This is a genomic window from Agarivorans sp. JK6, from assembly GCF_045277145.1.
Taxonomy (GTDB): domain Bacteria; phylum Pseudomonadota; class Gammaproteobacteria; order Enterobacterales; family Celerinatantimonadaceae; genus Agarivorans; species Agarivorans albus.
In genome coordinates, this window is the sequence record NZ_CP113525.1 from 3,189,566 (window position 1) to 3,201,494 (window position 11,929).

Here is an 11,929-nt window from a genome sequence, read left to right on the forward strand (position 1 = left end):
AAAGTAGTTTTCTGTTCCTAAGCATGGATAAACTATGAAACCTTGGCTTAATCGCTTAAGCACTTTATTGCTGCTGTTTTCTAGCAGCCAAATAGCTGCAGAACCCTCTCTTTGGCTAGCCAGTAAAGACCAGCAGCAGCTCTACTTGTTTGGCTCTATTCATCTAGGCAGCGAAGCATTTTATCCCTTGCCTAAACCCTTTATTGATGCCTTTGAGCGCAGTGAGCGCCTAGTGATAGAAATGGACGTATCGTCTGTTTCCGGCAGCGACCAACAGCTATTGCAGCACGCTAGCCAATTGCCGAGCGGTGAGAAATTAGCTGACAAAATAAGTGCTGATTATTTAGACCAACTTAAGCTACGCAGCCAACAGCTTGGGATCTCACCTTCTATTTTCGACAACATGCAGCCCTGGTATGTAGCAGTGGTACTTAGCCAGTTGCAAATGCAAGCCTTAGGCTTTGAGCCTGAGTTAGGGCTTGATCTACATTTCATTCAGCGGGCGCAACAAAGTCTGCTTTCGATCCATCAATTAGAAAGCTTTGCCGAGCAAATAGAAGCTTTAAGCAGCCTAGCCAGTATTCAAGTACCTTTGTTGGAGCAAACCTTGGATGACTTTGAGCAAGTACCTAGCATGTTCAATCAACTCGTAAGCCACTGGAATAACGGTGAGAACCAAAAGCTACTGGCATTACTTGAGGACGACCCGATGTTCCAACACGATGCCGAATACGTATTGGAGAAATTGCTATTTGAGCGCAACCACAAATGGATGCGACAACTAACTAACTTAAGCAATACCAGTTTTGTGGTAGTTGGTGCGATGCACTTATATGGAGAACAAGGTTTACTCAATGAGCTAAAAAAACTGGGTTACTCAATCCGTGAAGTTGATCCGGCGACAAATTGACCAACATCAATTTGACCTTTCCTTGAGCAATTTATGCTAATTACTCCTACTTAAAAGGAGTATTAGCAATGGAACTTTGGTTAGACTTACTCTTTGGTAATAGCATTGGATTAATGTCGGTGACGGTGATTGCCACCACCATTGCTTTGATGGGATTTTATACATTTTATTTCTTGAAAAAAATCCGCCAAAGCGACCCTCAGCAAAAATAAGCTTACGCAGCGGTTGCACCGCTGTCTGCTCTCATCTATAAAGAAGGAACTTCGTTGTTCAGGAGTTCTTTTATGTCTGATGAATTTGATCTGTTCCAGCAGGAAGTGGCTGGAATAAAACCCTTAAAGCAAGATGCCGTGGTGTCGGCTGGCGACAGCCTTAACGAAGCGGCCAAAAAAGCTAGACAACAGGCCGCTGCAGAGCACCTTGCTACATCTCAAGACTACCTTTCTTTAGAGAATGTTACCTTACTGCACCCCGACGATGTGGTGTCTTTCAAAAAGTCAGGCTTACAACAAGGCGTGTTTAAAAAACTACGCTTAGGCAAATATGAAATTCAAGCCAAATTGGATTTACATAAATTTCGCTTAGAAAAAGCCCGCAGCGAAATAATTAGTTTTATTAAGCAATGCCAAAAGCTCAATATCCGTAGCGCACTAATTATTCCGGGTAAAGGCCATAACAGTGACCCACCAGCACTATTAAAAAGCTATGTGAGCCAGTGGTTACCGCAAATAGACGCGGTGTTGGCCATTCACAGCGCCCAAACAATGCACGGTGGTACTGGCGCCATTTACGTACTACTCAAAAAAAGTGAGTTACAAAAACTCGATAACCGTGAGCGTCATGCTCGCCGTTTAGCCTAAGCTAGGAACAACTATGACTAAGCAAACTGCTTATCAACAGCTCTGTGAGCACTTTAAACACCTGTCTAAACTCTCTCACTTAAATTCGATTTGTGGCTGGGATCAGGCCACCATGATGCCAGATGGTGGTAACCAAGCTCGTGCCGAAGCCTTAGCAGAACTGGCAGTGATTATTCATGAGAAGTCCACCCGCCCAGAAATGGAGCAATGGCTAGAACAAGCACAGCAAGAAAACCTTAACCCGATGCAACAGGCTTCGCTTCGAGAAATGTCTCGTAGCTGGCGCAATCAAACCGCCCTTCCCGCCGATTTGGTTAAAGCCAAATCGCTAGCCACTGCCCACTGTGAGCATGCTTGGCGTGAGCAACGCGGTGCTAATGATTGGAAAGCCTTCCAAGTTAACTTGCAAGCAGTAATGCAGCTAGCCATTGAAGAAGCGCAAATCCGGGCAGATAAAACCGGCTTAAACCCTTACGATGCCATGCTCGATTTATACGAACCAGGCATGCAAATGCAGCGCTTAGATAAAGTATTTGGTGAGCTACAATCTTGGCTGCCAGACTTAATAACTCAAGTGGTCAACAAACAAGCTAATTGGCCGGAATTAACGTTAAATGGCCCCTTCCCTAGTGAACAGCAAAAGAAACTAGGTTTAGCGGTGATGGAAAAACTGCAATTTGACTTTAAGCATGGCCGACTAGATGTAAGCGCTCACCCGTTTTGTGGCGGGGTGCCCAGTGATGTACGTATAACCACGCGTTACGAAGATGAAGATTTCACCCGTTCATTAATGGGCATTGTGCACGAAACGGGTCACGCAAGGTATGAACAAAACTTACCGCTAGATTATCTTGATTTACCGGTGGGACAAGCCCGTTCGATGGGTATACACGAGAGCCAGAGTCTATTCTTTGAAATGCAATTAGGCCGCAGCCAAGCCTTTGTTGAGCAACTATTACCCTTAGTTAATCAGCACTTATGCCAGCAGCAGCCAATGCACCTTGAAGAACTTAAGCAGCACTATTTAAGTGTTAAGCCGGGTTATATTCGAGTAGACGCCGATGAGCTGACTTATCCTGCCCATGTGATGCTGCGGTATGAGCTAGAACGCGACCTAATCAATCAAGATATTAAAGTGGCAGATATCCCCGAGTTGTGGGATCAAAAAATGCAGCAATATTTAGGTTTGTCTACCAAAGGAAATTATCGCGATGGCTGCATGCAAGACGTGCATTGGCCAGCAGGGTTAATTGGATACTTCCCTTCTTACTCGCTAGGCGCAATGTACGCCGCACAATTCCACGCGGCTTTAGTTAAAGCCAAACCCGACACACCGAAAGCGGTGGCAGAGGGCAACTACAATGAAGTTTTTGCTTGGCTGCAACAAAATATTTGGTCACAAGCCAGTATTTACGACACCGATGAGCTGGTAAGTCGTGCTACCGGAGAAACCTTAAACACCCGTTACTTCGAGCAACACTTGCGCCAGCGTTACCTTTAAGCTCTATATGACTGCCTGACGACCGTCAGGCAGTTCTCTCTTTTTCATATCAAACTGCTTGCTGCTAGACGCTTCATCAAATCTTGTAACCATTCCATAAACAAACTTAATCGCTGCGGCAACTGTCGACGTGACGAATAGAGAATTGAGACCGGCATCGATGGAACCTCAATATCTGGCAAAATACGTTGTATGGCCCCACTTTTAAGCTGTAAGGCCGCTCCCATAGCCGGAACTTGAATAATGCCTAAGCCAGCCTCACATGCTGCCATATAAGCATCGGTGCCATTTACTGCCAGCCTACTGGGCATTTCAAATACTTGGCGCTGTCCTTTATCAAGGTATTCAAACTCGGCAGCGCTATTGCCCATTTTAGGCGCATAATCGATTAAATAATGCTTGGCTAGTTCGCTAAGCTGCTTTGGTTCGCCATAACGCTGCAAATAACTGGGACTAGCACAGCTGTAGATTTGATAGTTACATAAGGGTTTTGCAATGAGTTGGCTATCTTGCAGCTCTCCCACTCTAATTAAACAATCAACGCCCTCTTTCACCGGATCGATTTGGTAATCAGCACTGCTTATTTTGATTTGAACTTGTGGGTAACGCTCTAGCCATTCGGCTAAGTGAGGCAGCACCATGGTGCTAGCAAACCGGCTAGGCATATCCACCCGAAGGACACCGCGTATTTCATCCGCTTGACGAAATTGGCTTTCTACAGCGTCTAACTCCCGCAAAATAGACCTACACTGCTGAAGGTAAACTTCACCATCCTGAGTAAGCGTAACGCTGCGCGTGCTGCGATGAAGTAAGCGAGTTGCCAGCTTTTTTTCCAAAAATTGCACCGCATTGGAAATGCTCGACTTAGGTAAATCAAGTAATTCTGCTGCTCGCGTAAAACTGCCACTTTGCGCAACAGCCACAAAACGTTGCATTGCCTCAAATTTATCCATAGCCGCTATTGTTTGCCAAAAAGAAACAATGATATCTATTTTAGCGTGTTTTTCACTAACAGTATTTTTTCTAACCTGCATGTCGATACAAACAGGAGAGACTTTATGAACAACTTATTATTGGTGACAGGTGGGAGCCGAGGCTTAGGGCGCAGTGCTGCTTTAGCGTTAGCGAAAAGCAGAGTGGATATAGTCTTCACATACCATAGCCAACAAGACAAAGCCGAGCAGCTAGTGAGTGAAATTCGCCAATTTGGAGTAAACGCCGCCGCCATTCAACTTGATCTGGCAGATAGTAGCAGTTTCCCTAGCTTTATCAGTAGATTAAGAGTGACCTTACAACAACAATTTGAACGAGACTCAATCAACTACCTGGTTAATAACGCAGGAATCGGCATTAATAACAGCTTTGCTGAAACTACCGAGCAACAGTTTGATCAATTAATGAATGTGCATTTAAAAGGCACTTTCTTTCTTACTCAAGCCTTGCTACCAATGATTGAAACAGCAGGACGAATAGTCAATATCTCTACCGGATTGACGCGCTTTAGCATCCCAGGCTTTTGTGCTTATGCCATGATGAAGGGAGGATTAGAGGTAATGACTCGCTACTTGGCAGCAGAACTAGGCTACAAGCAGATTAGGGCAAATACGCTCGCGCCAGGAGCGATAGAAACGGACTTTGGTGGCGGAGTTGTACGTGACAATGCCACACTTAATCAGCAACTAGCCCAACAAACAGCGCTAGGCCGAGTAGGTATAGCAGAAGACATTGGCGATGCCCTCTCCATGTTACTCAGCGACCAAGCCTCTTGGGTAAATGGCCAGCGGATAGAAGCTTCGGGAGGAATGTTTTTATAAGCTTAAACCAATAAGGCTTTGCCCAATGTGCCTTGGCTAGGCCTTATTTCTAAGGCTTTACTGATCGTTTGCGTTCAGCAATAACCAGTCTTGTGGCTTAGGATTTACTGGGGCTTCTACTTCATCGATAGCAGAAAATGTCCAAATAAACATAGATTTGAAAAAGGCTTCTTCATTATCTATTTGGCCATTTACAGCCACCAGTTTTTTAGGTGGAAGGTTACCAATAACATCGCCACCAAAAGCTAAAAGGCTTAGTGAATCCGCGTAGAAATCAACGGTTAATTCAAAAAAACGCGTATTATCAGTAAAACTAGACATTTGAGTATTATCATCACCAGGTGGAGACAATACAGAATTGTGTTGTTGCGCAGTCATAACAGACCCCATTTACGTAATTCAGAGAGTAATTGAGCGTCCCTGTTACATAAATTGACCTACATATTATTAGGTCTAGTCCATCAATATGGGCTGATTATGGCACAATTTTCCCAATAAAACACCAGCTAAAGCTAAAATGTGAGCTTTAGCCACAAAAAGCTACAGTTTGAGACTAATTCTTGTTCTAGTTTGGTTATTTGCAATGCTTAAGGCATAATCCTTGGCAACTTCAATTAGCCAGAGTTTTAAGCACGCTATGTACAATGCTGAAATTACCGGTTGGGGCAAATGTATGCCACCAGCGCGACTCACTAACCACGACTTAAGTACTTTTCTCGACACATCGGATGAGTGGATTAGTAGCCGAACAGGCATAAAAGAGCGCTGTGTTTCTCATGTAGATATTGCTGAACTCGCAGCTACCGCTGGCTTACAAGCTTTAGCTGCTGCAGGGCTAAAAGCAGAACAGCTCGATGCGATTATTTTGTGTACCTGCACCCCTGGTACATCGGTACCTAGCAGTGCCAGCCGTGTACAACAACTACTTAAAGCAGAACAAGCCGCCGTATTTGATATGAACGCCGCTTGCTCAGGTTTTGTTTACGGCATGCAAACAGCCTCTGCCTTAATTCAAACCGGAGCGATGAAACGCATTCTGTTGATTGGCGCTGAACGATTAACTCAATTACTCGACTGGACTAAACGCGATACTGCAGTATTGTTTGGCGACGGTGCTGGCGCAGTGATTCTAGAAGCAAACGACCAAGCGGAAAAAGTAGGATTTCTTGCAGCAAAACTAGGCTGCGATAGCGAGAAACGTGAGATCCTGTTTATTTCAGATTTTGGCACTAACCGTAAACGTTTTTCAGGCGTAGATACGCTTTACAATTTTCAGTTCGAAGGGCCTGAGATTTTTAAACGTGCGGTAAAAGGCATGGGTGAAGCAGCAAGTAACGTATTAGAGCAGGCTAACATCGCCAACAATGAGCTCAACTTCATTGTGCCCCACCAAGCCAACTTACGCATTATTGATGCCCTAGCCAAACGTATTGATGCTCCTTATGACAATATTATGGTGAACATTGAAAAATACGGGAACACTTCAGCGGCTACTGTTCCAGTAGCCTTATGTGAAGCCTTAGAGCAAGGCCGAATCAAGCCTGGTGACAATGTATTGCTAGCCGCTTTTGGTGCTGGACTAACATGGGGAGCGGCTGCGATTCGCTGGGGTCAGCGTGTTACACCTATCGCCGAATCAGATGCTAGTTTAAGCCCTTGTGAGCAAACCGCTTTGGAAATTTTGGCCCCCGCCATTAAAGGTTGCCAAGAAGCTCGCGCTGCAGAAGCGTAAATGCCCAAAGGCTGTTTATCTTTCGCGACAGTTTACCAACAAACAGCCCGCTAAAAGCGGGCTGTTTGCTATCTAAAATTCAACCTTACCACTGGTGCAAACGGCTTAACCAATGTTGGGTAAGCTCTATCTCACAACTTAAATACTGGCTAGCCGAACCGCTGCCGCCAGCCATCATTAAGCTTTCCCAAGCACACAAAGATTGTCGAAACTCACTAAACTCTATTTTGGCTTTTTCTAAAGCTTGAACTGCGCCTTGAGCCCCTTCACTAATAGACTCTAAGTCCATAGCTTGCTTATGCAGAACTACCAAGCGTTGCCTTACTTGATGGTCAAGTTGGGCTAGGCTGTTCTCTAAACATGTATTCACCTCTGGCTTGGTAGCACGCTGCCAGCACTTACCAATAATGTTTACTTTAGGTTTATTGGCCGAAGTACTTTCTTCACTGGCTTGAGCTTGCCCCAGAGCAAATGTTAAAGGCACACATAAGATAACAAGTTTAGCGATTAAGGTATTCAATGGCGGCTCCATTAGAGGCAAATGTTATACAAGTTAAGGATCCAAATTTTAGTGCTATTTTGCAGGACTCAGCCACAGGTAAAGCTTGAATATCACCAACAATGGTACGAACAACCCCAGCATGAGTAAACCACACGTGGGTGGTATTGACTTCGCTAGTTTTAGATAACTGAGTTTGCCAAAAGCCTAGTATGCGTTGGCTAAACTCAGCAACGGTTTCGCCAGATTGACCAAGGCGATAGCTCTCTAAATTATCAGCCCAAGCGTCCAGTTGATTGAGGGGAATGTCATCCCACTTACAGCCTTCCCATTGACCAAAACTTATTTCCTTCAGTGAGTCTTGATATGCAATATCCTCCGCAACAAAAAGGCTTTCGGCCAACTGGCGACAACGTAACAAAGGGCTAGCATACACCTCTGTTACAGAGTACTCGGCCAACAATTTTTGTAATCGTACTGTGGCTTGTTGTAGTTGTTCTGGTTTTGCTGGCATATCTAGCTGGCCATAACAACGGTTACTAGCAATATCTGGTTGGCTGTGGCGCACCAATAGCACTCTATTCACAGAATCAGGCCTGTATTAATAACTGCAAGCAAACTGATATAAATGGCCACTTCGCTCAACTGCTGCTGTGCCCCTAAGGTATCCCCTGTATAACCAGCCAACTTAAGCTTTAGGTAGCGAGCCCACAATAGCGTGACTAGCAAGCAACTTAACACCACAAAAGCTAACATATTTAGCTCTAATAAAGCTGCTGGCACCGCAACCCAAAACAAGGCTAAAAGAAGCTCTTTGGAACCAATCGACTGAGCAACCGCTTTGGCTTTACTCGGCTCAGACGGCTCACGAACGTAATCAAGTTTCCAGATAATAAGCACCGCGCTAAAGCGACTTAAGCTATGCGCTAGCCACAGCACCAATAAGAGATCGGTGCTAATGAGCATCTGACTAAGGCTCAATAAGGCGCTAAATTTAATCGCCAATATGCTGCACAAACCTAGCACTCCGTAGGTGCCTAAGCGGGAGTCTTTCATAATTCGCAGCATTTGCTCTGGAGTGTAGCCACCGCCAAAGCCATCACAGCAATCGGCAAAGCCATCTTCGTGAAATGCACCGGTAAGCCAGCAGCTGGCCGCCATCGAGAGTAATATAGCTAAGGGCGCGCCAAGTATGGGCATTAGCAATACAATGAGCCCCGCGCTAACTAAACCAACAATCCAGCCAACCAATGGGAAATACGCCACACACTGGCTGAGACTTTGGCCACTGTATCTTACATTTTTCGGAACCGGGATCCGGCTAAAGAAACTGAGTGCATTAAACACTAAGTTCAGCTCATGTTTCGCGCGTTCAATCACGCTCACGACTCACGCCAGCTGAGTCAAACGAGGCCATTTCTTTTAAGAACACCAGGGCAGACTCAACCAGTGGATAAGCCAGCACTGCGCCACTTCCTTCACCCAAACGCAGTGCTAAATCCAGCAAAGGCTTGGCCTCTAGCGCTTCAAGTAACCTTTGGTGAGCATGCTCTGCACCTTGGTGACAAAAAATCATGTATTGTGTTACCAAGGGGTTTATCTGGCTGGCCACCAAGGCAGCCGCTGAGCAGATAAAGCCATCTACCAAAATAACGATGCGCCGATGAGCGGCTTCTAGCATCGCTCCCACCATGGCAGCAATTTCAAATCCGCCTACTTTGGCTAGCCATTGCTGCGCGCTGTATTCACCTTGATGGTATTGCATCGCTTGCTGTAACACTGCCGTTTTATGCTGTAAGCCTTGATCATCTAAACCAGTTCCGCGACCAACACAGTCGCTAACTTCCAGACCCAAGCAGCCCGCCATAATGGCAGCAGCACTAGCCGTGTTAGCAATGCCCATCTCGCCAAAAGCCAGCAAGTTCGAACCTTCACGTGCAGCTTGGGCAACTCGCTCAGCGCCAACGTCGATTGCTTGAAGGCATTGCTCTTTGCTCATTGCATCGGCATTCAAAAAACTCTTGGTGCCGTTTGCTACCTTACACCGTTGTACCCCTTGCTCAGACAAAAGCTGGCCCACCCCAACATCAACGATCTCGAAGCCCAAACCATGTTGACGGCAAAATACATTAACGGCGGCTCCACCATTAACAAAATTTTGTACCATTTGAGCAGTAACTTCTTGTGGGAAGGCGCTCACACCCTCAAGCGCAATACCATGGTCAGCGGCAAATACAATCATTTTAGGCTGGCGAATTTCAGGCTCTAAGGTCTGTTGAATTTGCCCTATTTGGCAGGCTAAAGTTTCCAGTTGCCCAAGAGAACCTTGTGGCTTAGTTTTTAAATCAATCTTATTGATTAAGGCTTCAGCTAAGCCTTGGTCTAGCGCTTCAATCACGAATTTATTATGCAAAATCAATTTCCTAGCAACATAAGTGCAATTGCTTAAGCTTAGCGTGTTTAATATCCAGTTTTAAGAAAAATATCCTAAGAATCGCTAGTAATTTCCTATACTGATGATAGAGGCCTTATTAACGAGTGAGGACAGTAGCAATGGATGATAGTGCTGAACTATTCCTGTTTGATGAAGAAGACGATACCGCTACCGAAACCCTAGAGCCAGCTCCCTGGAAGGTGCTAATTGTTGATGACGACAGCGAAATGCATACCGTCACAAAATTAGTGTTAAACAACTTTTCTTATCAAGATCGAAAACTCAGCTTTATTGACGCCTATAACGCTGCCGAGGCTTATCAATTACTCAGTGAACACGGCGATGTTGCGATTGCCTTAGTAGATGTCGTCATGGAAAGTGACGATGCGGGCTTATTGCTTATCGATGATATTCGCCAACGCCTTAACAACCACAAAATAAGACTAATTTTGCGCACCGGGCAACCCGGCTTAGCGCCCATTAGAGAGGTGATTCGCCGCTACGATGTGAGTGACTACAAAAACAAAACCGAGTTAAGCGATGTAAATTTAGACACTTTAATGTGCGCCTCCCTTCGTGCCTACCAAGAAATTACCGAACTGCATTCACAACGTAATAACCTGCGTGCGGTCATCAATTCCTCTAGCCATATTGAAAACTGTAAAAACGAGCAAAACTTGGCTATAGGCGTGTTTCATGAGCTAATTGACTTGTTAACACAGCAAGATGCCAAACTTACGCTCAGTGGCTTAGCCTTAAGTGTTTACCGCTCCAAGCTTAAAGTACTGCATAGCGAAGGGAAGCTGGCCTATTTAGAAGAAGTTCGCAGCTTACATGAGCTACCAAGCCGAGTTCAGTCATTGCTTAACCAAGCGCAGCAAAATCAACAGCACAGTTTTGGCGAGAACAATGCGGTATTTTATTTGCAAAATACTGATAGCGAACCTTTGATGTTCTATCTAGAAGGATGGAGCGACACCCAGCAGTTGCAGCTAGAACCACTTAACTATTTGATCCAAACTACGGCTGTGCGCCTAGAAAACCAACACTTGCAAAAACAACTAGCTCACGGTCAATTGCGCCTGGTGGAATTAATTCATCAAGCCATTCAAACCAAACAATATAATACCGAGCAGCTTAGCACTATAGAGCGTTATTGCGCTGAACTTGCTGTGGCTTATTCGCTCAGCGACCAACAGTGTGAAGCATTAAACCAAGCCGCTAGCTTTTATGACCTAGCTAACCACGGCTTACCCGACGTGCTGCTTAGCTGTAACATGTTAAGCCAAGGGAGTTGGCAGCGCATTGCCGAACATTGCGAGCTACCAGATACACTTAAAGATCCCGCAGTGCAACAGCAAATAGATGCTGCACTTATCGTAGCTAATCAAAGCCAAGAACACTGGGATGGCAGTGGCCGACCACTAGGCCTAAGCGGTGAAGCCATTCATGTTTACGCCCGTATTGTAGCTTTAGCGGTATTTTTAAGTGAGCACACAGACCAGCAAGCAAGTTTGGCTCAGCTTGATTTAGCCAACAATCCACACTTTGATCCTCAATTAACCACATTTACGGTTAAGCACATGTTAAATCCTGATTAATAAGGCCAATTTGGCCAAACTATCACCAAGTTTCAGCTGCCTTATAGGCAGCTTCTTGCTACACTTCGCCCTTAGTCAAATTTGAGGTTTCCCTGTGTTAGTTTGCCCCTGCGGTAGCGGCAACGATTTTCTTCAGTGCTGTCAGCCCATCATCACCGGTGATTGCTTACCAACAAGTTGTGAGCAGTTAATGCGTTCTCGCTACACCGCGTTTACGCTGGGCGATGCTAGTTATTTATGGCAGACGCACCACCCAGACTATCGACAAGGCGATGCCCCACAACCTTCAACTAAAGAAGATTTAGGGCAATGGGAAAAGCTACAAATAATCTTTAGCTGTGACTTTAAAGATGGCCAAACAGGCATAGTGGAGTTTAAAGCTCATTATCGCGAACAGGGTCAACGACAAATTTTGCACGAGCGCTCTAACTTTAAGAAAGTTAATGAGCGTTGGTTTTATACTGATGGAGAGTTCGCCCCAAAAGCCTTGGCGCGTAATTCAGCTTGCCCCTGCGGAAGCGGCAAAAAGTTTAAACAGTGCTGTAATAAATCTTAACTTTAAAACTGAATAAATCGAA

The 11,929-nt window shown here is 45.2% G+C and carries 14 protein-coding genes; 8 read left to right on the plus strand and 6 right to left on the minus strand.

Annotated elements, in window-relative coordinates; translation table 11 throughout:
• Window positions 1-34: 34 nt before the first annotated feature.
• The 4 genes from OV592_RS14750 (at window position 35) to OV592_RS14765 (ending at window position 3,271) form a co-directional block, all read left to right on the plus strand.
• Window positions 35-910 carry a TraB/GumN family protein gene (locus OV592_RS14750; protein ID WP_406609107.1) on the plus strand — a complete coding sequence of 292 codons (876 nt, stop codon included), beginning with the start codon at window positions 35-37 and terminating at the stop codon, window positions 908-910.
• A gap of 68 nt (window positions 911-978) precedes the next feature.
• Complete coding sequence (locus OV592_RS14755) at window positions 979-1,122, plus strand: DUF3149 domain-containing protein (RefSeq protein ID WP_152779542.1); 144 nt, start codon at window positions 979-981, stop codon at window positions 1,120-1,122.
• A 72-nt stretch (window positions 1,123-1,194) separates the two neighbouring features.
• A complete protein-coding gene (gene smrA, locus OV592_RS14760) occupies window positions 1,195-1,770 on the plus strand; it encodes a DNA endonuclease SmrA (RefSeq protein ID WP_016404055.1) in 576 nt (191 codons plus the stop codon).
• 13 nt (window positions 1,771-1,783) lie between these two features.
• Window positions 1,784-3,271, plus strand: a complete 1,488-nt coding sequence (locus OV592_RS14765) for a carboxypeptidase M32 (protein ID WP_406609108.1) — start codon at window positions 1,784-1,786, stop codon at window positions 3,269-3,271.
• A gap of 44 nt (window positions 3,272-3,315) precedes the next feature.
• Here the strand turns inward: OV592_RS14765 and OV592_RS14770 are convergent, their stop codons facing one another.
• Window positions 3,316-4,305: a LysR substrate-binding domain-containing protein gene (locus OV592_RS14770; protein ID WP_406609109.1), complete on the minus strand. Its 990-nt coding sequence runs from the start codon at window positions 4,303-4,305 to the stop codon at window positions 3,316-3,318.
• A gap of 24 nt (window positions 4,306-4,329) precedes the next feature.
• On the opposite strand from OV592_RS14770, the gene OV592_RS14775 reads away from it, so the two are divergent.
• The gene (locus OV592_RS14775) at window positions 4,330-5,085 is read left to right on the plus strand and encodes an SDR family NAD(P)-dependent oxidoreductase (RefSeq protein WP_406609110.1); all 756 of its coding nucleotides are present in this window, start codon (window positions 4,330-4,332) and stop codon (window positions 5,083-5,085) included.
• Between the two features lie 57 nt (window positions 5,086-5,142).
• Here OV592_RS14775 and OV592_RS14780 read toward each other — a convergent pair whose 3' ends face one another.
• Window positions 5,143-5,463 (minus strand): hypothetical protein, encoded by a 321-nt coding sequence (locus OV592_RS14780; RefSeq protein ID WP_406609111.1) that lies wholly within the window; start codon window positions 5,461-5,463, stop codon window positions 5,143-5,145.
• A gap of 259 nt (window positions 5,464-5,722) precedes the next feature.
• Here OV592_RS14780 and OV592_RS14785 point away from each other — a divergent pair, with 259 nt between their 5' ends.
• Window positions 5,723-6,817, plus strand: coding sequence for a ketoacyl-ACP synthase III (locus OV592_RS14785; protein WP_220721540.1), 1,095 nt, complete (start codon window positions 5,723-5,725; stop codon window positions 6,815-6,817).
• 85 nt (window positions 6,818-6,902) lie between these two features.
• Here the strand turns inward: OV592_RS14785 and OV592_RS14790 are convergent, their stop codons facing one another.
• Genes OV592_RS14790 through cobT form a run of 4 tightly spaced genes read right to left on the minus strand, consistent with a single transcriptional unit; the run spans window position 6,903 to window position 9,729 of the window.
• Window positions 6,903-7,337 (minus strand): lysozyme inhibitor LprI family protein, encoded by a 435-nt coding sequence (locus tag OV592_RS14790; RefSeq protein WP_016403721.1) that lies wholly within the window; start codon window positions 7,335-7,337, stop codon window positions 6,903-6,905.
• Entirely contained in the window at window positions 7,318-7,902 is a 585-nt protein-coding gene (locus tag OV592_RS14795; RefSeq protein WP_406609112.1) for a histidine phosphatase family protein, read from the minus strand. Before OV592_RS14795 ends, OV592_RS14790 begins: the two co-directional genes overlap by 20 nt.
• On the minus strand, window positions 7,899-8,702 hold the full coding sequence (locus tag OV592_RS14800; RefSeq protein ID WP_406609113.1) for an adenosylcobinamide-GDP ribazoletransferase: 804 nt from the start codon (window positions 8,700-8,702) through the stop codon (window positions 7,899-7,901). Before OV592_RS14800 ends, OV592_RS14795 begins: the two co-directional genes overlap by 4 nt.
• Window positions 8,689-9,729: a nicotinate-nucleotide--dimethylbenzimidazole phosphoribosyltransferase gene (gene cobT, locus OV592_RS14805; RefSeq protein WP_406609114.1), complete on the minus strand. Its 1,041-nt coding sequence runs from the start codon at window positions 9,727-9,729 to the stop codon at window positions 8,689-8,691. Before cobT ends, OV592_RS14800 begins: the two co-directional genes overlap by 14 nt.
• Window positions 9,730-9,869: 140 nt before the next feature.
• Between cobT and OV592_RS14810 the strand changes: the two genes are divergently transcribed.
• Both OV592_RS14810 and OV592_RS14815 read left to right on the plus strand, forming a co-directional pair.
• Window positions 9,870-11,351: a DUF3369 domain-containing protein gene (locus tag OV592_RS14810; RefSeq protein WP_406609115.1), complete on the plus strand. Its 1,482-nt coding sequence runs from the start codon at window positions 9,870-9,872 to the stop codon at window positions 11,349-11,351.
• A gap of 94 nt (window positions 11,352-11,445) precedes the next feature.
• Window positions 11,446-11,907: a YchJ family protein gene (locus tag OV592_RS14815; protein ID WP_406609116.1), complete on the plus strand. Its 462-nt coding sequence runs from the start codon at window positions 11,446-11,448 to the stop codon at window positions 11,905-11,907.
• Window positions 11,908-11,929: the final 22 nt, after the last annotated feature.

Bases quoted from the DNA above. Each gene is read 5' to 3' on its own strand.
- OV592_RS14750 (WP_406609107.1), top strand. From the start codon at position 35: ATGAAACCTTGGCTTAATCGCTTAAGCACTTTATTGCTGCTGTTTTCT.
- OV592_RS14755 (WP_152779542.1), top strand. From the start codon at position 979: ATGGAACTTTGGTTAGACTTACTCTTTGGTAATAGCATTGGATTAATG.
- smrA (WP_016404055.1), top strand. From the start codon at position 1,195: ATGTCTGATGAATTTGATCTGTTCCAGCAGGAAGTGGCTGGAATAAAA.
- OV592_RS14765 (WP_406609108.1), top strand. From the start codon at position 1,784: ATGACTAAGCAAACTGCTTATCAACAGCTCTGTGAGCACTTTAAACAC.
- OV592_RS14770 (WP_406609109.1), bottom strand. From the start codon at position 4,305: ATGCAGGTTAGAAAAAATACTGTTAGTGAAAAACACGCTAAAATAGAT.
- OV592_RS14775 (WP_406609110.1), top strand. From the start codon at position 4,330: ATGAACAACTTATTATTGGTGACAGGTGGGAGCCGAGGCTTAGGGCGC.
- OV592_RS14780 (WP_406609111.1), bottom strand. From the start codon at position 5,463: ATGACTGCGCAACAACACAATTCTGTATTGTCTCCACCTGGTGATGAT.
- OV592_RS14785 (WP_220721540.1), top strand. From the start codon at position 5,723: ATGTACAATGCTGAAATTACCGGTTGGGGCAAATGTATGCCACCAGCG.
- OV592_RS14810 (WP_406609115.1), top strand. From the start codon at position 9,870: ATGGATGATAGTGCTGAACTATTCCTGTTTGATGAAGAAGACGATACC.